Source organism: Pantoea sp. ACRSB (assembly GCF_022346905.1).
GTDB lineage: Bacteria > Pseudomonadota > Gammaproteobacteria > Enterobacterales > Enterobacteriaceae > Pantoea > Pantoea piersonii.
Genome location: NZ_JAKRNL010000002.1, coordinates 322,818 through 346,311 on the forward strand (window position 1 = coordinate 322,818; position 23,494 = coordinate 346,311).

A 23,494-nucleotide genomic window follows, 5' to 3' on the forward strand; every position below is an offset into this window, starting at 1 on the left:
GTTCAGCCCATATTGTTTGAAGAAATTATAAGTGCGCCATTATGACCACCAAAGCCCATTGACAATTTTAAGGCATGCCGGATTTTAAGTTTACGAGGTTTACCATAAACAACATTAAGTTTAATTTCTGGATCTAGAGATATGAGGTTTGCGGTTGGCGGAATAAGACCGTGTTTAACAGAAAGTATAGTTAATACTGTTTCTACGGCCCCGGCTGCTGCTAATGTATGCCCTATAGCACCTTTTAATGATGTTACAAATGCATGCTGCCCAATTTCTTTTTCAATGACTTTCCCCTCCGTGACATCGTTAAGACGTGTCGAAGTACCGTGAGCATTAACATACTGGATATCCTTTCCTTCTAATCCAGCTTTCTCCATCGCCTGCTGAATAGCGGCAGATAATCCTCGCCCCTGAGGTTCAGGGGTTGTAACATGATATGCATCTGTTGACGTTCCGGCACCACTAATAAATGCCAGTATTTCTTGCCCCCTTGAAATAGCATGTTCTTCGGTTTCAAGAACAACAAACCCAGCCCCTTCAGCAATAACAAATCCGTCCCGGTCCTGGTCAAATGGCCTGCTGGCATGCTTTATATCAGGATTTTTGGACAGCGCTCCCAGACGATTCATTCCACTAGCAATTAGTGGAACAATCGGTGCTTCGGTAGCCCCAGCAATCACCACATCACATCGTCCCTCTTTAAGCCACTGGCAGGCCGTATCAATGGCAGTTATGCCGGAAGCGCATGCTGTGCTCACCAGTAAACTTGGACCGGTAGCATGACAGTCAATCGCAATCTGACCTGCGGCCATGTTTATCATTGCGCCAGGGATTGTAGATGGAGATACCATCCGATTACCCTCTGATTCGAGGACCTGTTGTTCAGCAAGGAAACGCTCAATTCCCGCCAGTGAATTTCCAACCACGACGCCAACACGTCTGCCGTTCCATTTTTCTGGATCTAACCCCGCTTCAGCCACTGCTTCCCGGTAGGCAACGAGTGCGAACTGGATAAATCTGTCTATACGCCTCGCAAGGCTACGTCCCAGCGCTTTATCAGGGTCAAAATCAACGATGCTGCATGCGTAATCATTTTCAAGCCCTTTAAGCTGTTTGCATTTACGTGCGGAAGACTTTCCACTGAGAACAAAATCCCAGCTTGAGGAAACATTGAGTCCGGCCGGGCATACTAAGCCCGTTCCGGTAACCGCGATGCGTTTATCATTTTCTGGCATAACGTTAAGCCTTATTCTGAATGTATTCAGAAATATCTTTCATTGTAAAAGTTGGTAGAATATCCCCATCCGGAATTTTAATGCCAAACTCTCTTTCCAGATCGAGCTGGATTTCAATCGTTATAATAGAATCAACACCAAGTGTTTCGAGATCCTTATTAGCCATAATATCAATTTCGTTGAGTCCAAAATTTTCAACAAGAATTTTTATAACTTTATCCGTTATCGTTGTCATAAGAATCAGCCTCTCTAGATATCAACCATTTGGAATGAATATGCCATTTCAGCAATACTCACACCTCCTTGTTTCAACAAAACATTAAAAATGGTTTTATTTTTTTGATTACATCCTATTTTCTCTGAGATGATTTGAACCTCTTTGTTAAACTCAGCATAGGAAAAGAACCTACTTTTCATTGCAGTTAATATCGGTGTTTTATTTGAGCTAAATCTGGAAATAAATAGCTGACAATTCTGTTTCCCAGCCTCCATTAAAACCATTGCAGGATAATGATCCTGAGCATGGTCAAAATAAGCCGTATTGTTCATATTAACTGTAAGCGTAGAGGTTGCCTTATTACTTTCAAATTTTGGAAATTTAACAACAACGTTATCATAACACCTGCGATATACATATTCCGGCAATACATTCACAGCTTGCTCAAAAACGAAAGGCTCTATCTTTATAGTCTGGTTATTTCCTTTACTCCGCATCTTATAATATGCCTCAGCAGACATATATTTTACTAGCATATGAACAACTGCCATATAGTTATCATTTAGAAATGCATTAGCCTTGTATTCTTGCGAAATAAGTTTATGTCTTACGCGGCGTGAATTATCTGTAATTACATTAAAGGCAATGTTTTTCCCTTGCAAGTTAACAGTTGGTATAAAATCCTCTAAAAATTCGCATGACCATTCAGCTAAAATAAACTTAGTGTCAAACGGTTGATGCTCGTATCTATGTACTATATAAGTTTCAGCCTGTCTTGCGCACTCAAGTAAAAACATAAGATCGGTTATTGGTTTAACATGATCACAGAAATAATGATGCTCTGGCAAAAATGCCATAGCTCTGTATTCAGAATCAAAACAAACACAACCAGATAAAAAGCTCTCATTTTTATGAATTTTGTGGGTAAAAGGGAATTCGCCCATTAAATTTCTTTTTACTTTTTCGCCTAATTCCATACCGTTGCGCTCTCAATACCAGACTAAACTCATCCTAAACTTATAAAGTTTAATTGGTGAAATGAATATTTTCTATAGCGTGATAACCAACCGGTATCACAGTCTTCTATTAGTTCCTTGTTAAAAAATAAAAAAATGATCGGTCTTTTAAATTAATTCGCACAGAGCTCAAACCAAAAATTAACAAACCCAAAAATCAGGTAATTTTCATCATACATAGAGTGGGAAAAGAGTGAGGTTGTTCTTACTTTGGAGTGAGTCTTGAAAGAATTGTTAAGATAAAAATACGCTAATGGTTCACAGATAAGAAATTTAACTTTGCGAGAAACGCTAATTTTCAGGCAGTCCACGCCCTTATGAACATCCTGCCAAAGCACATTAAAACACAGGGATAGCTAAACAAATATCGGCGCCTGACGTGCGAAAAGTTGTCATCCATAGTAGAGGTGAATAGGAGCTTGCCCCGCATACTTAAAAGCCAGGTCATATTTTATGCCCAGCGTACGATCTCACCAAACAGTCACGCCCAGTACTTCTAAAGCAGTATTCCCATTTTTTCAGCCTGAGAGGAAAAACAGGCTAAACGCGCATTTTACAGGGATTGGTCACATGTAGCGGGGATGGTGCGCCGCTTTTAACTTTGAGGGTAATGACCCAGAGTTAAACGGAGTACTTACCCCATGAGTTATGTAGTGATGACGTCCAGCCTGAACGTAATAGCGCATGCTGTTACCAATAGGTTCATGGGCTTCATTGATGGGCTCCTCACAGGGATATTGGGTCTGACGTCCATTTGTTATGACTATAGCCAGTGCTCATGTCAGCATAAAAATGGCTGAAAACGGTTTAGCCGCGTCGGGAGTACATACTATTCACCCAATTCAGTCACCCGTCGATATGAGTTGAATGAATGGAGCGCGCGCTGCACAGATGATTCCCGATCAGGAGGCAGGTCTGGTTGCCGCGGAAAGATTACCTTGAGCCGAACCGATAAGAGCGCCTGACAACGCCAGCGGGAGGGAAAAGCGCTTAAGAATAACAATTTATAATAAAAAAGGCGGCCGCAGCCGCCCTCTCATACTTAGCGCCAGCCCAGTTCCGGGGCGACATATTTCAGAATCGCTTCGATAACGTGCGCGTTGTACGCCACGCCAAGCTGGTTCGGCACCGTCAGCAGCAGCGTGTCCGCTTCGGCGATGGCCTCATCCTGCGCCAGTTGCTTAATCAGCGCTTCCGGCTCCGCCGCGTAGCTGCGGCCGAAAATGGCGCGCGTCTTCTCATCAAGGAAACCGACGGAGTCCTGCTCCTGCCCGCTGCGGCCAAAGTAGGCGCGGTCCATATCGTTAACCAGCGCGAAGATGCTGCGGCTGACCGATACGCGCGGTTCACGCGTATGCCCCGCCGCTTTCCAGGCTTCGCGGTAAGCGCGGATCTGTTTCGCCTGCTGAACGTGGAACGGCTCGCCGGTCTCGTCATCTTTCAGCGTGGAGCTTTGCAGGTTCATGCCCATTTTCGCTGCCCACTCCGCCGTCGCGTTGGAGCCGGAACCCCACCAGATGCGCTCGCGCAATCCTTCAGAGAAAGGCTCCAGGCGCAGCAGGCCCGGCGGGTTCGGGAACATCGGCTGCGGGTTGGGCTTGGCGAAACCTTCGCCGCGCAGCACCTCTAAAAATGCTTCAGTATGACGGCGGCCCATATCGGCATCGGTTTCGCCCTCTTGCGGCGCATAGCCAAAGTAGCGGTAGCCTTCTACCACCTGCTCCGGCGAGCCGCGGCTGATGCCGAGTTGAAGGCGCCCGTTAGCGATCAGGTCCGCCGCGCCTGCATCCTCCGCCATATAGAGCGGGTTTTCGTAGCGCATATCGATAACGCCGGTGCCAATCTCGATTTTACTGGTACGCGCGCCGACCGCGGCCAGCAGCGGGAACGGCGAGCTAAGCTGACGGGCAAAGTGGTGCACGCGGAAGTAAGCGCCGTCTGCGCCCAGCTCTTCAGCGGCGACCGCAAGGTCGATAGACTGCAACAGCACATCCTGCGCGGAGCGGGTGGCGGATTGTGAAGAGGGAGTCCAGTGACCGAAGGATAAGAAGCCAATCTTTTTCATAATTCAGTTCCTTTCGCGGGCAAACTTCGCCGCTGCGTGAGAGATAAGATTCGATGACCAAAGGTTACGACAGCCGCGTCTGTACTGATAGCCAATAGTTTTCAACCGTATCATCAACTTTTTCGACATAAGCTAATTCCTGATAAGCCTTCTCTTTTTCGTCATCCTGCCGCAGGGTTTATCTGCTGCGGCTTGCGCGCCAGATCAGACCGAAAGGGTCAAACGTTTTTCACCCAGGCCAGCAAACTCTCACGCTCTCTGGCAGACAACAGGAGTGACGGCATGAAACGGCTTTCGTTACCGATGTACGACATTCATCATCCCGACACGCGGGCATTGACCGGCATTCTGGCGCAGCGCCTGCGGGCAGAGGTTGAGTGGCCTGCGGATCTGCTGGCGCACTGGCGCGCTGACGACCTGCTGCTGAGTCAGACCTGCGGCTATCCGCTGGTGACAATGCTGCCTGACGTACAGCTGGTCGGCGCGTTTCAGCTCAGTGCGCCGGGGTGCGATGGCGCACGCTACCGTAGCTGGCTGGTTGCGCGTCAGGAGGATGAGGATTGCGCGTTAGCGGATTTTCGCGGCCGTCGGGCGGTGGCGAACAGCGTCGATTCCCACTCCGGCTATAACGCGCTGCGCTATCTTATTGCGCCGCTGGCGCAGGCGGGCCGCTTTTTCAGCTCCACGCTGTTGAGCGGCAGCCACCGCCAGTCGCTGGCGGATCTGCGCGCGGGCAAAGCGGATATTGCGGCGATCGATTGCCTTAGCTGGGCGCTGTTGCGACGCCATGCCCCGCACGAGCTGGCGTCGCTGGCGATTATCGGCGAAACGCCGCTCTGCCCCGCCCCGCCGCTGATCGCCTCGGCGCAGATCGATGCGCAGACGCTGGCGACGCTGCGCCGCGTACTCACACAGCTTGCAGAGGAAAAGGCGGCGCGCGCCAGCTTTATCAGTGGGTTCACTGTGCCAGAACGCGCCGCCTATAACGAAATAAAACGCTGGGAGGAGCAGGCCGCCGCGCATGGCGTGACCTGCCTGTAACTCAGTGGCGCGCCGCGACCACCGCGTCCGCTACCTGACGCGGCGCCTGGGCGTAGTGGGCGAACTCCATGCTGTAGGTGGCGCGGCCCTGCGTCAGCGAGCGCAGCGAGGTGGAGTAGCCGAACATCTCCGCCAGCGGCACTTCAGCGCGAATAATACGCCCGCCGAAGTGCTCATCCATGCCCTGCACATGTCCGCGACGCGACGAGAGGTCGCCCATAATGCCGCCCGCATACTCTTCCGGCGTCTCTACCTCGACTTTCATAACCGGCTCCAGCAGCACCGGATCGGCCTGCTTCGCCGCCGCGCGAAAGCCCAGAATCGCCGCCATGCGGAATGCCATCTCCGAGGAGTCGACGTCGTGGTAGGAGCCGAAGGTGAGGATCGCCTTCACATCCACTATCGGGTAACCGGCAATCACGCCGCTGTTCAGCGCCTCGCGGATACCTTTTTCCACCGACGGGATATATTCGCGCGGCACCACGCCGCCTTTGGTAGCGTCTTCAAAAACAAAGCCACCGCCCGGCTCCAGCGGCTCAATCGTCAGCACCACATGGCCATACTGCCCTTTACCGCCGGACTGACGCACAAATTTGCCCTCTACCTCGCGCGCCGCTTTGCGCAAGGTTTCACGGTAGGTTACCTGCGGACGGCCGATATTCGCTTCGACGCCAAATTCACGTTTCAGACGGTCCACGATAATCTCCAGGTGCAGCTCGCCCATACCGGAAATAATCGCCTGGCCAGACTCCTCATCGGTATGCAGCCGAAACGAGGGATCTTCCGCCGCCAGCCGCTGCAGCGCCAGGCTCATCTTCTCCTGATCGCCTTTGGTTTTCGGCTCGATTGAGAGCGAGATCACCGGCTCCGGAAACTCCATGCGCTCCAGCGTGATGATGGCATCAGGGTCACACAGCGTTTCGCCGGTCGTCACCTCTTTCAGTCCGACGCAGGCGGCGATATCCCCGGCGCGGATCTCTTCAATTTCATGACGCGCGTTGGCATGCATCTGGACGATGCGTCCGATACGCTCTTTTTTGCCCTTCACCGTATTCCAGACGCTGTCGCCTTTGCGCAGCACGCCGGAATAGACGCGCACAAAAGTGAGCTGTCCGACGAAGGGATCGCTCATCAGCTTGAACGCCAGCGCGGAAAAAGGCTCATCGTCGCCCGGATGCCGCTCCGCCTCGTTGCCTTTTTCATCTATGCCCTTGATCGCGGGAATATCCGCCGGCGAGGGCATCAGCTCGACCACCGCATCCAGCATGCGCTGTACGCCTTTGTTCTTGAACGCGCTGCCGCACAGCATCGGCTGTATTTCGTTGCGCAGCGTGCGCTGGCGCAGACCGGCGATAATCTGGTCATGCTCCAGATCGCCGCTTTCCAGCCAGGCCTCCATCAGCTCGTCGCTCGCCTCGGCCGCCGCCGACACCATTTTTTCGCGCCACAGGGCCGCCTCTTCGCGCAGGCCGTCCGGGATCGGCGCATAGCTGAAGCTCATGCCTTGCGAGGCGTCGTCCCAGTAGATCGCCTGCATTTTCAGCAGATCGACCACGCCGCTGAAGTGCTCTTCCGCGCCGATGGGGATGACGATCGGCACCGGGTTGGCGCTGAGGCGATCTTTCATCATCTGCACCACGCGAAAGAAATCCGCGCCCTGCCGATCCATTTTGTTGACGAACGCCAGGCGCGGTACGTGATATTTATTGGCCTGCCGCCACACCGTTTCCGACTGCGGCTGCACGCCGCCAACGGCGTCATAGACCATCACCGCGCCGTCCAGCACGCGCATCGAACGCTCGACTTCAATGGTAAAGTCTACGTGGCCGGGCGTGTCGATAATATTGATGCGATGCGGCGAGAAACTGCCGTCCATGCCGGGCCAGAAACAGCTGACCGCCGCCGAAGTAATGGTGATGCCGCGCTCCTGCTCCTGCGCCATCCAGTCGGTCGTTGCGGCACCATCGTGCACTTCACCCAGCTTGTGGCTCATTCCGGTATAAAACAGAATGCGCTCGGTCGTGGTGGTTTTACCGGCATCGATATGCGCGGAGATGCCGATGTTGCGGTAACGCTCAACGGGAAGTGTTCGGGGCATGATGCGTCCTTAGTCTGTTGACTCGTGGTGCGGCGCGCACGATTGCGCGTCGTCGCAGATCAGCTTACGCTCACTGTACGACTAAATACGAACAGTTTGAGCTATAATTGCACAACTCATAGAGCGTAGAACAGGAAGACCATGCTGGAAAATCATCCGCAGCCGCACGAAATTACACTGGAAAATGTGCTGTTTGCGCTGGGCAATCCGATACGACTGGCGGTTTTTCAGGCGCTGGCGCAGCACGGCGAACAGAGCTGCAACGCGCTGCGCGGCGAAATTGCCAAATCGACCATGACCCATCACTGGCGCGTATTGCGCGACAGCGGCGTCATCTGGCAGCGGCCCGTCGGACGGGAGAATCTGATTTCGCTGCGCCGCGACTGTCTGGACCGGCGCTTTCCCGGCCTGCTCCCCGCCCTGCTGGCGGCGATAGCGCGCAGCTGATCCACGCGACGCTGGCAACCGCAGCCGTCAGGTTTTAAGGTAGGAAGCTCAACAGCAAAGGAAAAAATCGATCATGCGCATTCTTATCGTGGGCGCCGGGGCCACCGGCGGATATTTTGGCGCGCGTCTGGCGCAGGCGGGGCGTGATGTTACTTTCCTGGTACGCGAGCGACGCTTCAGGCAGCTAAAGGAGAACGGGCTGGTGCTGAGAACGCCGCAGGGCGTTGAGAAACTCCAGCCGCAGCTGGCGCAGGCGGGATCGCTGAGCGGCACGTACGACCTGATTATCCTTACGGTGAAAAGTTTTGGCCTGGCGCAGGCGATAGAGGACATTGCCCCCGTCGTCGGCGAGCAGACGCTGATCATGCCGATCCTCAACGGGATGCGCCATATCGACAGGCTGCGTGAACGCTTCGGTGATAAAGCGATCGGCGGGCTGGTGAAGATTAACGCCACGCTGGGCGAACAGGGCGAAGTGGTACAGATGACGCCGCTGCATCAGATCTATTACGGCGCGCTCGACGGCCATAACGATGCGCGGCTACAGCGCGTCGATGAGGCGCTGCGCGCGGCCAGTGTCGATACCTTTTTCACCGACAATATTATCAGCGAACTGTGGGAGAAGTGGCTGCTGCTGAGTACGCTCGGCGCGGTTTGCTGCCTGGCGCGCGGCGATACGCAGCAGGTGCTTACCGCCGACGGCGGCGAAGCACTGCTGCGCGGCATTTTTAGCGAGGTGCTGGCGACCATTACCGCCGACGGCTACCAGCCGCGCCCGGCGGTGACAGCAAAAATCCTCGAGCTGCTGAGTAACCCCGCCACGCCGATGACCTCTTCGATGTACCGCGATTTAACGCAGGGATACGATATTGAAGCGGAACAGGTGATCGGCGATCTGGTTGAGCGCGCGGCGCGCCACGGCGTCAGCGTCCCGCTGCTTAACGCGGTGAATGTGAATTTACAGGTCTATCTGAAAAGCCGTTGATCAACGCTTCGCCGTCAGCCGCGCCTGCACAGCGGGCAGCTGTACCAGGCGATGCCAGGCATTATCCACCGCGTCGGGCATCGCCACTTCGCCGAAGAATCCGGCACCGCGCGGGCCGTAGCCTTTTTCATCGTTGCGCAGGCGCTGCACCTCGCCCATCAGCAGTTGCACAAAGCGCTCCATCGACCATAAACCCTGCGGCGGCGCGCCGGTGATGCGCGCCATGCCGGAATCGAGCGTCACGACCGGCGTAAATACCGGCCAGTTGATAAAGAGCGGCGCGTTGTCGCGCTCGCGCCACTGCCAGCGAAAGGTGGCGTCAGCGCGGCGCTGCAGCAGCGGATCCTGAATCAGCACCACGCGCTGCGGCCGCAGTTGCCGCGCGTCTAGCAGGCGCTGGCTAAAGGCGGCATTCTCGCCGGAGTTGCGCGATTCGCCCTCCAGCAGCAGCTTATCCTCGTCGATTCCGCCAAACTGGCGGGCAATCTCCGCCAGCATCTGTGCCTCGCTTTTGCCGCGCGTCTCGATATCGCGATAAAAAGGATGCAGCGCCATCGCCTGCGCCAGCGCGCCGGTGGCGTGGCCGATGCCGCCGCTGAGCAGCAGAGGAAGCCCGAACTTCTTCGCTAGCGCTATGGCACCTTCGATATTCGGCAGCACCGCGTGCCCGGCCAGTATTGCCATATCGGCTTCAATGTCGCCTTCGACAGGCATATCGTCCAGCGCCAGCCATGCGGCGATAAGATTGAGATCCTGAATAGCCTGATGACTGAGCTGCATTTCTCCTCCGGTTCGGGTTGTTCACAGACGCGACGAAACGCCTGCACGATGAAAATTTTGCTACACTGGCCGCCTCTGTCCTGTGGAGAAATCAATGACTTCCCGCGCTATCACTCTTGATGACGTCGCTCGCCTTGCTGGCGTCTCCTACCAGACCGTCTCCCGCGTGCTGAACCATTCGCCGCAGGTGTCGCCGCGCACCCGGGCGAAAGTAGAAGCAGCCATGCAGCAGCTCAACTATGTGCCAAACCGCGTGGCGCAGCAACTGGCGGGCAAGGCGACGCGCACGCTTGGTCTTGCCACCAGCGATCTGGCGCTGATGGCACCGGCGCAGATCGCCTCAGCGATACAGCAGCGCGCCAGCCGCGCCGGTTATCATCTGGTGATCGCCATGCGCAGCCATAACAGCGCCGCCGACACCGTTAATGAGCTGCTGGCGCAGCGCGTGGATGCGCTGATGATCAATCTGCCGCTGGTTGCCGCAGAGGCGGAGCAGATTCAGACGCTGTGCGGCGATAAGCCGGTTATTTTTATGGATGTCGAACCGCAGGCGAAGGTAGCGCAGTGTCAGTACTCTAACGCGCGCGGCGCGCGGGCTGCCGTTGAGCATCTGGTCACGCTGGGACATCACCAGATTGGCCTGCTGAACGGCCCGCCACAGGCGATCTCGGCGCAAATCCGGGAGGCGGCATGGCGCGAGGCGCTGGCGGCGCACCAGCTGACGCCCTTTTGCATCTTGCAGGGCGACTGGAGCGCGCAGTCCGGCTATCAGGCCATGCTGCAACAGCTGCCGGATCGCCTGCCGCAGGCGCTGCTGGTGGCGAACGATCAGATGGCGCTTGGCGCGATGCGCGCGCTGCACCAACACGGCGTCGCGATCCCAGAGCAGATCTCCGTTATCGGCTATGACGATACCGCCGAAAGCGCCTGGTATCAGCCGCCGCTGACCACGGTGCGCCAGGATCTGCATGCGCTGGGCGAAGCATGTGTCGAGACGCTGCTGGCGCAGATGCAGGATGAAGCGCCGCCGCAAAGGCCGCTGGAGCCGTCGTTGGTGCTGCGCGAAACCACCGCCGCGCCGCGCGGCGCATCGCCCGATCTCGCTGCGCTGGCGCAACAGCTGCAACGGATAGCGCGTCAGTTGCAAAACCGCTAAGGACATGATTAAACATGTCGGTTGCATTCACAACGTTTGTCAGGGAGATAAACATGCCGACCGTACTCAGAATTGGCGCATATCGCTTCTACTTCTACAGTCATAAACCAAACGAACCCGCGCACATCCATATTGATAAGGAGAGTGCAACGGCTAAAATATGGTTGCATGACATGAGTGTGGCGCGCAGTGTGGGTTTTGCTTCGCATGAGCTGCGTGAACTACAGCGTCTGGTTAAAGAGAATCAACAACACCTCCAGGAGGCCTGGGATGCTTACTTTACAAAGTGAGAACGATATACGCGTCATGAAGGTTTATATTGATGATGACCGTCTGACCGTCGATTTGATGGATGGGCGCAGCATCTCTGTCCCTGTCGCCTGGTACCCCCGTCTTGCTGCCGGTACGCCTGAACAGCGTCAAAAATGGGAGCTATGCGGCGCGGGTTACGGTATTCACTGGCCTGAGCTGGATGAAGACCTGAGCACTGAGGGGCTGTTGCGTGGCGCAAAAGGAATAATGCTCAGCCATTGAGGTTATTTTGGACTATATCATTACAGACTTAATGTAGTGCCACTGGACGAGCCGTAGCAAAAAAAACCGCAGACTTAAAAAAGCTGCGGTTTTTTACGTTACGAAATTACCTTACGAAGCTCCGCTTCGTATTTAAGCGGACCGTTACTGCGCTTTCGGCTCGCCCATCGCTTTCAGTTTTTTCGACAGGTCGCGACGCTCTTTCGACAGATCGGCGTTTTTGATGATGTATTCATCCACGCGGTCTTCGTAGTCGGAACGCATTGACGCGATGATTTCCTGAATCGCTTCAATGCTCATGCCCGGCTTAATATACTCGCTCAGGTTGTCCAGCAGCAGTACGCGCTTCTGGTTATCACGGATTTTCTTTTCATTATCCGTAATTTCACGCTGCAGTTTGTTTTTACGTCGGAACATACGCACAAACTCCAGTACGTCCTGAAATGATTGCTTGGCATTTTCCATGGTGGCACCTTTTTTTGGGCCTGCTTACGCAGGGGGTAGAGTCATAACCTTCAGCTTAGCGGTTCGCCAGCCGGGGCGACAATTGTCGCCGCTAAAATCGGACTGGCGCTTATCTTAGCGCAAAGAATGCGCCTTTCACATTAAGTCATTGTCCAAGGTGATTATTTGCGCAGCGCCAGACGGAGGAGATCGGTCATGCGCTCCAGCTGTTTCGCCAGCTCCAGGCTCAGCCAGACATAGCCATAGATTGGCGTCTCTTCCAGCCGTTCGCTGCCTGCATCGGCAATAAGCTGCTTCAGCTCGCGGGTAATTTCCGTCAGCTCGTGGCTGTTGGCCACCACCTCGTCTGTCTCGCCGCGCAGCGCCAGCACCGACAGCGCGCGCAGCGTCTTTTCGGTCATCTGCTGGGTGCGCCGCAGCGTCGCCGCGTTGAGCAAAATCAGATGCGTTTCGCGCGAGGCCCACCAGGCTTCGATCTGCATCTCGACCGTATTCACCATATTGCGGTTAATGGTCTGAATCGCCTCAAACACCGATTTCGGTATACGCGTCTCTTTACTGGCCGGTACCAGCAGCGCGCGCATTTTCACCACGCTGGTCAGCAGCTTGCCCAGCGGCTTTTTGAGACGCGGCTTCTCAATCAGGTTCGGCGAAAAACCGGCGTGATAAATTTTTGCGATCTCCGCCAGCGAGTCTGACAGCTGAATACGCCAGTGGGTATAAGCGCGCTGCGCCCAGATGGCGCTGAACAGCAGCGCCAGCAGCGAGCCGAGGATCACGTCGCCGCCGCGCCACAGCGCGACGGTAAAATCGCCCGCTGGCGCGCCCACCACCACGCTGAGCGTAATGCCAATCAGCAGCGCCATATAGGGATGTTTCCCTAACGTCAGGTAGCCGCACACCATCATCACGATACCGCACCACGCGAGCATGACCGGCAACGACATCAGCTCCAGCTTGAGCGCGATCAGGCCTGAAATCGACCCGGCGAAGGTGCCGCAGATGCGCTGAATGGCCCGCGGAAAAACGTTGCCCCAGGTCGAAATCGGCCCCATCACCACCACCAGCGTAATCAGCGGCCAGGTGCCTTCCGGAATACCAGTGAGCCGCACCAGCAAAAAGGTGAGTAAAAAGGCGATAGCAATGCGTACACCATGCACGCTGCGGTAGTGGCGGTAGAGCCAGAACTCGATATTCGATATGGGCTTATCTGGGCGCAAGATGGCTTTCCGGGTGAGGATCATAAAGTGCGTTATTTTATCCCATGACGTTGCTAAGGCTTACTGCCGCTTCTACATTTCAATACAGTTTTGACGCCTTCTTACAATTCTCAACACAGCCTTTACAAGCACACAAAACCATAAAAACAACCAGATAACCACTTACTTCGATTTTCGTTTATTTGATAACACGACTAAAGGAAGCGACATGAAGAAAAGAGCCAAAACTCTGCCGGGGGTGACGCGACGGCAGGTGTTAACCTGGTCTACGTTAGGCGTAGCCGCCACCGTCACGCGGGCGGCCGATGCCGTCTCTCTTAAAGGTTCGCCGGGCTGGACGCCCTTCTCCGATAATCCCCCTGAAACCTTCGATCAGCCCGGCTGGCTCTTTTTCACGCAGGAAGAAGCCGAAACCGTTGAAGCTATCGTTGACCGCCTGATCCCCGCCGACGAACTGAGCGTGGGCGGTAAAGAGGCGGGCTGCGCGCAGTTTATCGATCGTCAGCTACATGGTTTTTACGGCACCTTTGAACGCCTTTATATGGAAGGTCCGTTCCAGAAAGGCACTACCGAGCAGGGCGATCAGTCTGCGCTGGTGCCGCAACAGCGCTACCGCCAGGGCCTCGCCGCGCTTAACCGCTACGTCCAGCAGACCTCTAAAAAAAGTTTTAAAGAGCTGACGCCACAGCAGCAGGACGCGCTGCTGGAAGCGATGGAAGCGGGCAAAGTGCACTTTGAAGGCTTTGAGGCGCAGTCGCTGTTTCTTGAGGTGCTGAACAACACCATGGAGGGCTTTTTCGCCGATCCCATCTATGGCGGCAACCGCGATATGGCGTCGTGGAAAATGCTGGGTTTCCCTGGCGCGCGCTACGACTATCGCCCCTACATCGAACGTCATAACGAAGATCTGCATCTCGAGCCCATCAGCATCGGCCAGTGGAAAGCCAAGGATAAGCTATGAAAAAACTACCCAAAACGGACGTCGTGGTGATCGGCCTCGGCTGGGCGGGATCGATTATCGCCAATGAGCTGGCCGATGAGGGGCTGGAGGTCATCGGCATCGAGCGTGGCCCGTGGCGCGACACCGCGCGCGATTTTAATATCGGCACCGTCACCGATGAGCTGCGCTATGTTATGCGCGAAGAGCTGATGCTGCGCACGCGACAGAACACCTGCACCATGCGCAATAATCCTTCCCAGACCGCGCTGCCAATGCGCACCTGGGGATCGTTTCACCCCGGCAACGGCACCGGCGGCGCGGGCAACCACTGGGCGGGAATTACCTTTCGCTTCCAGCCGCATGAATTTCAGCTGAAAAGCTATCTCACCGAGCGTTACGGCGCAGACGCGATGCCCGGCGAGCTGGCTTTACAGGACTGGGGCACCACCTGGGAAGAGATGGAGCCGCACTATATGCAGTTCGAGCGCGTCGCGGGCACCTCCGGCTACGCGGGCAACCTCAACGGCGAGAAGCGCGAAGGCGGCAACCCGTTTGAAGGCCCGCGCAGCGGCGAATATCCGACGCCACCGCTGCGCCAGCCTTACGGCCCGACGCTGTTCGCCCAGGCGGCGAAAAACATGGGCTATAAGCCCTTCCCCGTCCCCTCTTCTCTGGTCTCCGAGGCCTATACCAATCCCTACGGCGTTACCATGGGGCCTTGTACTTTCTGCGGCTTCTGCACTAACTACGGCTGCGCCAACTACTCTAAAGCCAGCGCCATCACCACTGTGCTGCCCGCGCTGATGCGCAAAGAGAATTTTACGGCCTATACCAACTGCGAAGTGCTGGAAGTTCTGACTGACTCCAGCGGCAAAAAAGCCACCGGCGTAACCTATATCGACTCCTCCGGTGATACCTGGGAGCAGCCTGCCGATCTGGTGATCGTCGCTGCCTTTACTTTTGAGAACGTCCGGCTGATGCTGCTTTCCAAAATCGGCGAAGCCTACGATCCGGTCACCAACAAGGGTACCACCGGCCGTAACTACGCCTACCAGACCGCCAACAACGTGACGCTGTTTTTTGATGACAAGAACTTTAACCCCTTTATCGGCGCGGGCGCGGTCGGTATGGGCATCGATGAGTTCAACAACGATAACTTCGACCACAGCGGATTAGGCTTTTTGGGCGGCGGCAGTATCCGCGTCACGCCGATCGGCTCCGCGCCTATTGGTTATCGTCCGCTGCCGCCCGGCACGCCGAAGTGGGGATCAAAATGGAAGCGCGCGCTGAAAGATAACTACCTCAGCACTATGTCTATCGGCTGCGAGGCGAGCAGCTACACCACGCGCACTAACTATCTTTCGCTCGATCCTAACTACAAAGATCCACACGGCCGTCCGCTGCTGCGCATTACCTTCGACTTTTCGCAGAACGATCTGAAAATGGCGCAATACTGCACCGGTAAGGTGGCGGAAATCGCCAAATCGATGAATCCGCGTGAGATGATCGTCAAGCCGATGACCGGCCACTGGAGCAGCGTGCCCTATCAGTCCTCTCACGTTGTCGGCGGCTTTATTATGGGCGCCGATCCAAGCACCAGCTCGGTCAACAAGCATTTGCAGGTCTGGAACGTGCCGAACCTGTTTGTGGTGGGCGCATCCGCCTTTCCGCAAAATCCTGGCTATAACCCGACCGGCACCGTGGGCGCGCTGGCGTTCAAGGCGGCGCACGCTATCCGCACCTGGTATCTGAAACGTCCGGGGGAGATGATTACCGCATGAAAACGCTGAATGCACTCTCCGCCGCCGCGCTGCTGCTTGCCGCCAGCTTCAGCAGCCAGGCGCAGCCGGAATATGACCAGTATGCGCGCGGCAGCTATATCGCCACGCTTGGCGACTGTACCGCCTGTCATACCACCGATGCGAAACAGCCCTATGCGGGCGGCGTCAAGATTAATACGCCTTTCGGCGTGCTGGCTGGCGCGAATATCACGCCGGATCGTGAGACCGGCATCGGCACCTGGAGCTATGACGATTTCCGTCGCGCCATGACGGACGGGATCGGCCACGGCGGCAAGCGGCTCTATGGCGCAATGCCCTTTACTGCCTATACCAAAATGTCCGAGCAGGACCTGCAGGATCTCTGGGCATGGATCCAGACGCTGCAGCCGATCCACCACGAAGTAGAGACCAATCAGCTCCCCTTCCCGTTCAATATCCGCACCAGCCTTATTGCCTGGAACTGGCTTAACTTCGACAAAGGGACTTTTGAACCCGATCCGAAAAAGTCGGCGGAGTGGAATCGCGGTGCCTATCTGGTTCAGGGCCTCGGCCACTGCGGCACCTGTCACACCTCGAAAAACTTTCTTGGCGGCGACAAGAGCGATCGCTTTATCAGCGGCGGCGCGGTGGAGGGCTGGTATGCACCTAACCTTGGCGCGGATGCGCATACAGGGCTGGGCAAATGGACGCAGGAGGATATCGTCAGCTATCTGCGTACCGGCGTGAACCGCTACGCCATCGCCTCTGGACCGATGGCCGACGCAGTACGTCACTCTACCCAGTACTGGCGCGACGAGGATCTGCGCGCGGTAGCGACCTTCCTGAAAGAGGGTAAAACCCACGATGAGAAGGTGCCGCAGCCGCTGGCCGCCAGCGACGATCGTATGAAGCTCGGCGCGCAGATTTATGAAGCGAAGTGCTCAGCCTGTCACAGCCCAGGCGGACGCGGCGAAAGGAACATTTTCCCGCAGCTCGCCTCTAACCCGCTGATCAACCAGCCGGACGCCACCTCGCTGATCCGCGTGGTGAGCGCAGGCAGCCGCGGCGTGGATACCGACGCGCGGCCGACAGCGCCCGCTATGCCGGCCTTTGCTGGCGTGCTGGATGACGAGCAGATCGCCGCCGTACTGACCTATGTGCGTAACAGCTGGGGCAACGCCGCCGAGCCGGTGTCGGCCAGCGACGTCAAGGATGTGAAGGACGATCTGAAGTAAGCGCAGCAGGCGGCAAGGAGGCCGCCTGCTTTGTCAGAACTTCTGCTTCAGGTAATCCTGAACACGCGTGATAATCCCCGCCTCGTCTACCGCAGAGAGCGTCACCAGCGGATAGCTCGCCAGCTGTTTGTCTTTATCTATTACCTGAATCTCGCCAATGGTTTCGTTAGCCTTCAGCGGCGCTTCCAGATCCTTACGATTAATCACATATTTGGCCTTCACGTTCTGGATCTCGCTGCGCGGAAGCGACAGGAAGACATCATTCGCGGTGCCGACGGCGACGCTGTGCGGATTGCCGTACCAGACGTTTTCCGTTCCGATTTTCTTACCTGCATGGAACAGCTGTACGGTATCAAAGGTATTCTGGCCCCAGACTAGCAGCTTACGCGCCTGCTCTTCACGCCCTTTCGCGCTTTTTCCGCCCATCACCACCGCGATCAGACGATGCTGGCCGACGACGTTTGAGGCGATGATATTAAAGCCTGCCGTTTCGGTATGGCCGGTTTTCAGGCCGTCAACGTGCAGATTGTTATCCCACAGCAGGCCGTTGCGGTTGTTCTGAGTGATGCCGTTCCAGCTGAGGGTTTTCTCGCTGTACATGGCGTAGAAATCGGGTTCGCCGCTGATAATGGCACGCGACAGCTTCGCCATATCCAGCGCTGAGGAGAACTGGCCCGGCGCATCCAGGCCGTGTACGGTTTCAAAGTGGGTGTTGGTCAGTCCCAGCTTCTGCACGTACTGGTTCATCATATTGACGAAGTTCTGCTGGCTGCCCGCCACGTAATCGGCCAGCGCCACGCAGGCGTCGTTGCCGGAGTCGATAATCACGCCGCGGCTCAGATCGCGCACCGTTATTTTGTCGCCGGGCTTAATAAACATCAGCGAAGAGCCTTTAAACACCGGGTTGCCTGCCGCCCAGGCGTCTTTACCGACGGTCACAACGTCGTCGCGGGTGATTTTTTTCGCGTCGATGGCGCGGTCAACAACGTAGCCGGTCATCAGCTTGGTCAGGCTGGCGGGGTTGCGGCGCTCGTCAGGATTGCCTGCGGTCAGCACCTGCCCGGTGGTGGCGTCCATCAGTACCCAGGAGGCGGCATCAATCGACGGGGGCGTCAGGGGAAACGGCATATCGTCGGCGTGCGCCAGCGAAGCCAAAAGAAGAGTTCCAGTTACAGTGATCAACAGACGCCTTTTCAACACTTCATCCTCAAGGTTACAGGGAAAACAGCGGCTCGTTTTACGGCAAAAGGCATAAACAGGTTTGAATAAATTGAAAAAAAGTGTGATCGGCGGCGGGCTGCGCCGCAAAACCAGCGTTCTGCGCTTTCTTCAGAAGGTCATGCCGTCCATGCTTGCTGCCGTTCTGTTCTGTATTTCAGCGCTGATTTAATAGCGATCTGTTGGATAATTGTTTTGTGGTTATAGTGGGTATAAAATTGAGCCACATGGCACAGGGAGGTGCTCTTGAGTAGTAAAGAGGTCATGAAGCTCCTCAGGGAGCATGGCTGGGTGCTTATACGCATCAGAGGAAGCCATCATATATTTGTTAAGCCTGGTAAAAATTACCATATAACGCTTCCTCATCCGGAAAAGGACCTGGCTGCCGGTACGTTAAGAAAAATCATGAAGCTGATTAACTAACCTGGACAGGCTCCCGGCTTTTACAGCTCGCTATTTGATGAAGCGATGAAGAAGGACACGGTAATGAGATTTCCGGTTTATTTGCACCAATCCGACTCTGGTAGTTATTCAGGTTTTGTACCTGATATCGAAGGCTGTTTTTTTGCGGGCGAGACGGTAGATGACGCGATTGTCGATGCAGGCGCAGCGATAGATATTCATCTGGAAGCCTTAGCGGAGAGCGGCATGCCCGTGCCTCACACCAAAGGTATGGCATTTTACTTAGAGAGTGACGAGTGCCAGGGCGGCATATGGGCCGTTATCGATATTGATATCAGCAAGTATGAGGGTAAGGCGGTAAAGCTGAATATTACCCTGCCGCAAAGTCTTTTGACGCGCATCGACCGTTTCGTTGAATCACACCAGGAATTTAGCTCCAGAAGTGGTTTTTTAGCCGAGCTGGCGCGTCGCGAGCTGGCAAAAAGATAACTTATCGCTGCGCAATGCTCGGGCATTAATCATGCCCTGAGCCGGCAGACCGCGCAGCTACACGCAACCTGCTCTGGCGTGGTTGTGACTGGCGACGCAAGCGACTATGCTGTGCGTTGTTTTCCCAGTACAGGATATGCTCGTGCCCGCCTCTGAACGCACTTTCTTGTTTCACGATTATGAAACCTTCGGTAAAAGCCCGTCGCTGGACCGTCCGGCGCAGTTCGCCGCGCTGCGCACCGACAGCGACTTTAACCCGGTTGGCGAGCCGCAGATTTTCTATTGCCGCCCTGCCGATGACTATCTGCCACAGCCGGAAGCGGTAATGATCACCGGCATCACACCGCAGGTAGCGCGTGCGCGCGGCGTATCGGAGGCGGAATTCGCCGCCCGTATCTATGCCCTTTTTACCGAAGAGCAAACCTGCGTGGTGGGCTACAACAATGTGCGCTTCGATGATGAAGTGACGCGCAATATCTTCTACCGCAATTTCTACGATCCCTACGGCTGGAGCTGGCAGAACGGCAACTCGCGCTGGGATCTGCTGGATGTGATGCGCGCCTGCTATGCGCTGCGTCCGGACGGTATCGTCTGGCCGGAAAACGAGGATGGCTTCCCCAGCTTTAAACTTGAGCACCTCACCAAAGCCAACGGCGTGGCGCATGAGAATGCGCACGACGCCATGTCTGATGTCTATGCCACGCTGGCGATGGCGAAGCTGGTGAAGGAGAAACAGCCTAAGCTGTTCGATTTCCTGTTTACGCATCGCAACAAAAATAAGCTAATGACGCTTATCGACATCCCGCAAATGAAGCCGCTGGTGCACGTTTCGGGCATGTTTGGCGCGGCGCGCGGCAACACCAGTTGGATCGTGCCGCTGGCGTGGCATCCCGACAACCGCAATGCGCTGATCGTCGCCGACCTGGCAGGCGATATGTCGCCACTGCTGGAGATGGATGCGGATGCGCTGCGCGAGCGGCTCTATACCCGCAAAAGCAAGCTGGACGACAGCGAGTCCCCGGTGCCGATTAAGCTGGTGCATATTAATAAATGCCCGGTGCTGGCCCCGGCCAATACGCTGCGCCCGGAAGATGCGGCGCGACTCGGCATCGACCGCGACGCGTGCCTCGCTAATCTGGCGCTGCTGCGCCAGCATGCAGAGGTGCGGGAAAAGGTCGTCGCGCTGTTCGCTGAAGCAGAGCCGTTTACCCCGTCAGACGACGTAGACGCTCAGCTTTACGACGGTTTCTTCAGCGATGCCGACCGCGCAGGCATGAATATCCTGCGTCAGACTGCGCCCGCTAACCTGCCGGCGATGGATCTCACTTTCCAGGATGCGCGCGTGGCGAAGCTGCTGTTCCGCTATCGCGCCCGCAACTTCCCCGGCACGCTGGACGACGCCGAACAGCAGCGCTGGCTGCAGCACCGTCGTGAGGCGCTGAACGCCGATCGGGTGCAGGCGTTCCTGCTGGAGCTGGAGTCGCTGGCGAGCCTGCACGAAGAGGATGCAGAAAAAATGGCGCAGCTTAAGGCGCTGTACCACTATGCGCAGGAGCTGGTTTCCTGACGCCTTCAGGGCAGGCGCGCCCTGCCCTTAGCTCAGCGTGACCAGCTCGCCGCGCTCGGCGCTGAGCATCGCAGCGTCAAGCACTTCCAGCGTGCGTATCGCCTGTTCAGTCGTGACCGGCGGCGGCGAGCCGGTTCGGAAGGCCTCGGCGAACGCCTCGTAGTAGGCGTGATACCGTCCCTGCTCCGACTCCACACGCGTTTCGCCCTCGGCCGTTCGCAGCACGCCCCAGCGATCCGGCTGCTCGTAGCCCCACTCACTGAGATTGTCCGCCGGACGCTTACCCGCGAAAATAGCCTTCGCTTGCACGTCAGTGCCGAGCGAAACAAAGCTCCCTTCCTCGCCATAAAGACGCCATTCACGCGCGTCGAGGTAGCAGGTTTTGGTTGAAGAGAGATGAGAGTGAACGCCGCTCTTATGGATCAGGGTGATAACGAAGCTGGCGACCGTTGACCCTTCCGGGCGCGCGATCTTGTCCGTCTGGGCGAATACCGCCTTGACCGGGCCGAGCAGCCACACCGCCTGATCGACCAGATGGCTGCCGATATCACGCAGCAGGCCGCCCTGCTCGCCCGCTTCCAGCGTGTCCGGATCGTTATAATCCATGCGGCTGTGGACGCGCCAGAGCCGCCCCAGACGCTGCTGATCCAGCAGCTTTTTCACCGTCAGAATATCGGCGTCAAAGCGGCGGTTATGGTAAACCGACAGCAGCACCCCTTTTTTCTCCGCCGCGGCGGCCAGCTCACGCCCGGTTTCAGCATCCGGCGCAAAGGGCTTGTCGGCGATAACCGCAACGCCTGCGGCGATCGCCTCCAGCACCAGTTCGCGTCGGGTATGGGGCGGTGTCGTAATAGTGACGGCATCGACTCCCGCCTCAAGCAGCGATTTGAGATCGTTATAAACGGGGATATCGGGGAAATCGCGCTTTACTTTAGCGACGGTCGCGGGCGCGCGGGCGACGATCCCCGCCAGTTCAACGCCGCGCGCGGCGCAGATAAAGGGCGCGTGAAAGTGCTGTCCGCCGGTGCCATAGCCTACCAGTCCAATTTTCATCAGGTAACTCCCTCTTGTTGAAGGATTAAGAGTAAGCAACGCGCGGCCGGTTCGCCAGCGCGCGGCGTCTGTCAGGCCCGCACGACGCGCTGAGCGTTACACCAGCGCCCAGACCAGCCAGGTCAGCACAAAGCCCGTCAGGCCCATCAGCGTCGTCAACACCGTCCATGTTTTCAGGCCATCGCCCACCGACAGTCCCAGATAGCGCGTCACGACCCAGAAGCCCGCGTCGTTAACGTGCGACAACCCCAGACCGCCGAAACAGGCCGCCAGCGTCACCAGCACGCGCGCCATATCGCTGGTGCCGCTGACCGCGGAGGTAAGCAGGCCGCTGGTGGTCAGGATCGCCACCGTGGCCGAGCCTTGCGAGGCGCGCAGCGCCAGCGACAGAATAAACGCGGCGGGCACCAGCGGCAGATGCAGCGTCTCCAGCGTCGTGGCCAGCGCCTTGCCGACGCCCGACTCCACCAGCACTTTACCGAAGGCGCCGCCCGCGCCCGCCACCAGGATCACGCTCGCCGATCCCGGAATAGCGCGGCCGGTCAAATCCTCCAGCTTCTCTCTGCTCCAGCCGCGGCGGACGCCCAGCAGCCAGGCCGCCAGCGCCAGGGCAATCAGCAGCGCGATGGGCGGCGTGCCGATAACCGTCATCACTTTGCCCGGCAGGCTGTCGGCCGCCAGCAGCGAATGAGAGAGCGTGCCCACGACGATCAGCAGGATCGGCACCACAATCAACCCCGCGATAGTGAGCGCGCCCGGCGGCGCAGGCTCATTCTTCTTCTCCGCGCCTTCCGGCTTCGCCATTTGCAGCTGCTCCAGCACTTCAACCGACAGATGGTAGTGGCGGCGATTCATCAGCTTCGCCACATAGTAACCGACGATGCCGACCGGCACTGAAATCGCCAGGCCGATCATCATCAGCCAGCCCATATCGCTGTGCAAAATGCCCGCGGCGGCCGCTGGCCCCGGATGCGTTGGCAGCGCCACATGTACGGTCAGCATCACCCCCGCCATTGGCAGACCAAACTTCAGCGGCGAGACGCGCGCTACCTTGGTAAAGCCGTAGATCAACGGGATAACGATAATAAAGCCGACCTCAAAAAAGACCGGAATGCCGAGGATAAATGCCGCCATGGTCAGCGCCGCGACGGTGCGCTTAATGCCGAGGCTTTTACTGAAGCGCTGCGCCAGCGACTCCGCGCCGCCAGAGGCTTCGATCACCGCGCCGAGCATCGCCCCCAGCACGATAATAATGGCGATATGGCCGAGCAGGCCGCCCATGCCGCTCATAATGGTATCCATGATCTTCTCAGCGGGGATGCCTGTCGCGACGGCGACCAGCAGGCTGACGATCAGCAGCGCAACAAAAGGATGGACTCTGGCTTTAATGACCAGCAGCAGCAGTATGACGATGCTGGCGGTCGCAATGGCTAACAGCAGTGCGGTGGACATGGTAATCCTCAGATATCGTTATTTTTTTATGAATAAGGCGTACAGTGCTGCCTGGAACAGGCGCAGGATGACAAACGGATGAAAGCATCCCGACGCCGCAGCGCCGGGCTTAGCAG

The 23,494-nt window shown here is 56.7% G+C and carries 24 protein-coding genes; 13 read left to right on the forward strand and 11 right to left on the reverse strand.

Going from position 1 to position 23,494, the window contains the following annotated elements:
- Positions 1-2 precede the first annotated feature (2 nt).
- From MHZ89_RS07810 to MHZ89_RS07825, 4 genes are all read right to left on the reverse strand, one after another.
- Positions 3-1,238, reverse strand: a complete 1,236-nt coding sequence (locus MHZ89_RS07810) for a beta-ketoacyl-[acyl-carrier-protein] synthase family protein (RefSeq protein ID WP_311782529.1) — start codon at positions 1,236-1,238, stop codon at positions 3-5.
- Between the two features lie 4 nt (positions 1,239-1,242).
- Entirely contained in the window at positions 1,243-1,473 is a 231-nt protein-coding gene (locus MHZ89_RS07815; protein WP_311782530.1) for an acyl carrier protein, read from the reverse strand.
- A 14-nt stretch (positions 1,474-1,487) separates the two neighbouring features.
- Complete coding sequence (locus MHZ89_RS07820) at positions 1,488-2,432, reverse strand: AfsA-related hotdog domain-containing protein (RefSeq protein WP_311782531.1); 945 nt, start codon at positions 2,430-2,432, stop codon at positions 1,488-1,490.
- A gap of 1,081 nt (positions 2,433-3,513) precedes the next feature.
- Positions 3,514-4,536 carry an LLM class flavin-dependent oxidoreductase gene (locus tag MHZ89_RS07825; RefSeq protein ID WP_311782532.1) on the reverse strand — a complete coding sequence of 341 codons (1,023 nt, stop codon included), beginning with the start codon at positions 4,534-4,536 and terminating at the stop codon, positions 3,514-3,516.
- 282 nt (positions 4,537-4,818) lie between these two features.
- Here MHZ89_RS07825 and MHZ89_RS07830 point away from each other — a divergent pair, with 282 nt between their 5' ends.
- Positions 4,819-5,577 (forward strand): PhnD/SsuA/transferrin family substrate-binding protein, encoded by a 759-nt coding sequence (locus MHZ89_RS07830; RefSeq protein ID WP_311782533.1) that lies wholly within the window; start codon positions 4,819-4,821, stop codon positions 5,575-5,577.
- A 1-nt stretch (position 5,578) separates the two neighbouring features.
- Here MHZ89_RS07830 and fusA read toward each other — a convergent pair whose 3' ends face one another.
- Positions 5,579-7,675, reverse strand: coding sequence for an elongation factor G (gene fusA, locus MHZ89_RS07835; protein WP_311782534.1), 2,097 nt, complete (start codon positions 7,673-7,675; stop codon positions 5,579-5,581).
- Between the two features lie 141 nt (positions 7,676-7,816).
- Between fusA and MHZ89_RS07840 the strand changes: the two genes are divergently transcribed.
- Positions 7,817-8,122, forward strand: a complete 306-nt coding sequence (locus MHZ89_RS07840; protein ID WP_311782535.1) for a helix-turn-helix domain-containing protein — start codon at positions 7,817-7,819, stop codon at positions 8,120-8,122.
- A 73-nt stretch (positions 8,123-8,195) separates the two neighbouring features.
- Positions 8,196-9,107 carry a ketopantoate reductase family protein gene (locus MHZ89_RS07845; protein WP_311782536.1) on the forward strand — a complete coding sequence of 304 codons (912 nt, stop codon included), beginning with the start codon at positions 8,196-8,198 and terminating at the stop codon, positions 9,105-9,107.
- Here the strand turns inward: MHZ89_RS07845 and MHZ89_RS07850 are convergent, their stop codons facing one another.
- Complete coding sequence (locus MHZ89_RS07850; RefSeq protein ID WP_311782537.1) at positions 9,108-9,887, reverse strand: YdcF family protein; 780 nt, start codon at positions 9,885-9,887, stop codon at positions 9,108-9,110. It abuts the gene before it with no gap.
- A gap of 94 nt (positions 9,888-9,981) precedes the next feature.
- Between MHZ89_RS07850 and MHZ89_RS07855 the strand changes: the two genes are divergently transcribed.
- Genes MHZ89_RS07855 through MHZ89_RS07865 form a run of 3 tightly spaced genes read left to right on the forward strand, consistent with a single transcriptional unit; the run spans position 9,982 to position 11,577 of the window.
- A complete protein-coding gene (locus MHZ89_RS07855) occupies positions 9,982-11,043 on the forward strand; it encodes a LacI family DNA-binding transcriptional regulator (RefSeq protein ID WP_311782538.1) in 1,062 nt (353 codons plus the stop codon).
- A 53-nt stretch (positions 11,044-11,096) separates the two neighbouring features.
- The gene (locus tag MHZ89_RS07860) at positions 11,097-11,333 is read left to right on the forward strand and encodes a DUF4160 domain-containing protein (protein ID WP_311782539.1); all 237 of its coding nucleotides are present in this window, start codon (positions 11,097-11,099) and stop codon (positions 11,331-11,333) included.
- Positions 11,314-11,577, forward strand: coding sequence for a DUF2442 domain-containing protein (locus MHZ89_RS07865; RefSeq protein WP_311782540.1), 264 nt, complete (start codon positions 11,314-11,316; stop codon positions 11,575-11,577). Before MHZ89_RS07860 ends, MHZ89_RS07865 begins: the two co-directional genes overlap by 20 nt.
- A 144-nt stretch (positions 11,578-11,721) precedes the next feature.
- On the opposite strand, the gene tmaR is transcribed toward MHZ89_RS07865, so the two are convergent.
- Both tmaR and MHZ89_RS07875 read right to left on the reverse strand, forming a co-directional pair.
- Positions 11,722-12,042 (reverse strand): PTS system regulator TmaR, encoded by a 321-nt coding sequence (gene tmaR, locus MHZ89_RS07870; protein WP_103796801.1) that lies wholly within the window; start codon positions 12,040-12,042, stop codon positions 11,722-11,724.
- A gap of 161 nt (positions 12,043-12,203) precedes the next feature.
- On the reverse strand, positions 12,204-13,262 hold the full coding sequence (locus MHZ89_RS07875; RefSeq protein WP_311782541.1) for an FUSC family protein: 1,059 nt from the start codon (positions 13,260-13,262) through the stop codon (positions 12,204-12,206).
- A 208-nt stretch (positions 13,263-13,470) separates the two neighbouring features.
- Here MHZ89_RS07875 and MHZ89_RS07880 point away from each other — a divergent pair, with 208 nt between their 5' ends.
- The 3 genes from MHZ89_RS07880 to MHZ89_RS07890 are packed head-to-tail and all read left to right on the forward strand — an operon-like array spanning position 13,471 to position 17,197.
- Positions 13,471-14,223 (forward strand): gluconate 2-dehydrogenase subunit 3 family protein, encoded by a 753-nt coding sequence (locus MHZ89_RS07880; RefSeq protein WP_311782542.1) that lies wholly within the window; start codon positions 13,471-13,473, stop codon positions 14,221-14,223.
- A complete protein-coding gene (locus MHZ89_RS07885) occupies positions 14,220-15,983 on the forward strand; it encodes a GMC family oxidoreductase (RefSeq protein ID WP_311782543.1) in 1,764 nt (587 codons plus the stop codon). The genes MHZ89_RS07880 and MHZ89_RS07885 overlap by 4 nt, the downstream gene beginning before the upstream one ends.
- On the forward strand, positions 15,980-17,197 hold the full coding sequence (locus tag MHZ89_RS07890) for a cytochrome c (RefSeq protein WP_311782544.1): 1,218 nt from the start codon (positions 15,980-15,982) through the stop codon (positions 17,195-17,197). Before MHZ89_RS07885 ends, MHZ89_RS07890 begins: the two co-directional genes overlap by 4 nt.
- A gap of 33 nt (positions 17,198-17,230) precedes the next feature.
- Here the strand turns inward: MHZ89_RS07890 and dacD are convergent, their stop codons facing one another.
- Complete coding sequence (gene dacD / locus MHZ89_RS07895; RefSeq protein ID WP_311782545.1) at positions 17,231-18,394, reverse strand: serine-type D-Ala-D-Ala carboxypeptidase DacD; 1,164 nt, start codon at positions 18,392-18,394, stop codon at positions 17,231-17,233.
- A 64-nt stretch (positions 18,395-18,458) separates the two neighbouring features.
- On the opposite strand from dacD, the gene MHZ89_RS07900 reads away from it, so the two are divergent.
- The 4 genes from MHZ89_RS07900 (at position 18,459) to sbcB (ending at position 20,873) form a co-directional block, all read left to right on the forward strand.
- A complete protein-coding gene (locus tag MHZ89_RS07900; RefSeq protein WP_311782546.1) occupies positions 18,459-18,587 on the forward strand; it encodes a hypothetical protein in 129 nt (42 codons plus the stop codon).
- Positions 18,588-18,679: 92 nt separating this feature from the next.
- On the forward strand, positions 18,680-18,838 hold the full coding sequence (locus tag MHZ89_RS07905; RefSeq protein WP_409373258.1) for a type II toxin-antitoxin system HicA family toxin: 159 nt from the start codon (positions 18,680-18,682) through the stop codon (positions 18,836-18,838).
- A gap of 63 nt (positions 18,839-18,901) precedes the next feature.
- Positions 18,902-19,306 (forward strand): type II toxin-antitoxin system HicB family antitoxin, encoded by a 405-nt coding sequence (locus MHZ89_RS07910; protein WP_311782548.1) that lies wholly within the window; start codon positions 18,902-18,904, stop codon positions 19,304-19,306.
- 136 nt (positions 19,307-19,442) lie between these two features.
- Positions 19,443-20,873: an exodeoxyribonuclease I gene (gene sbcB, locus MHZ89_RS07915; protein WP_311782549.1), complete on the forward strand. Its 1,431-nt coding sequence runs from the start codon at positions 19,443-19,445 to the stop codon at positions 20,871-20,873.
- A gap of 27 nt (positions 20,874-20,900) precedes the next feature.
- Here the strand turns inward: sbcB and MHZ89_RS07920 are convergent, their stop codons facing one another.
- A complete protein-coding gene (locus MHZ89_RS07920; RefSeq protein WP_311782550.1) occupies positions 20,901-21,926 on the reverse strand; it encodes a Gfo/Idh/MocA family oxidoreductase in 1,026 nt (341 codons plus the stop codon).
- Positions 21,927-22,022: 96 nt separating this feature from the next.
- Positions 22,023-23,378: a GntP family transporter gene (locus tag MHZ89_RS07925; RefSeq protein ID WP_311782551.1), complete on the reverse strand. Its 1,356-nt coding sequence runs from the start codon at positions 23,376-23,378 to the stop codon at positions 22,023-22,025.
- Positions 23,379-23,494: the final 116 nt, after the last annotated feature.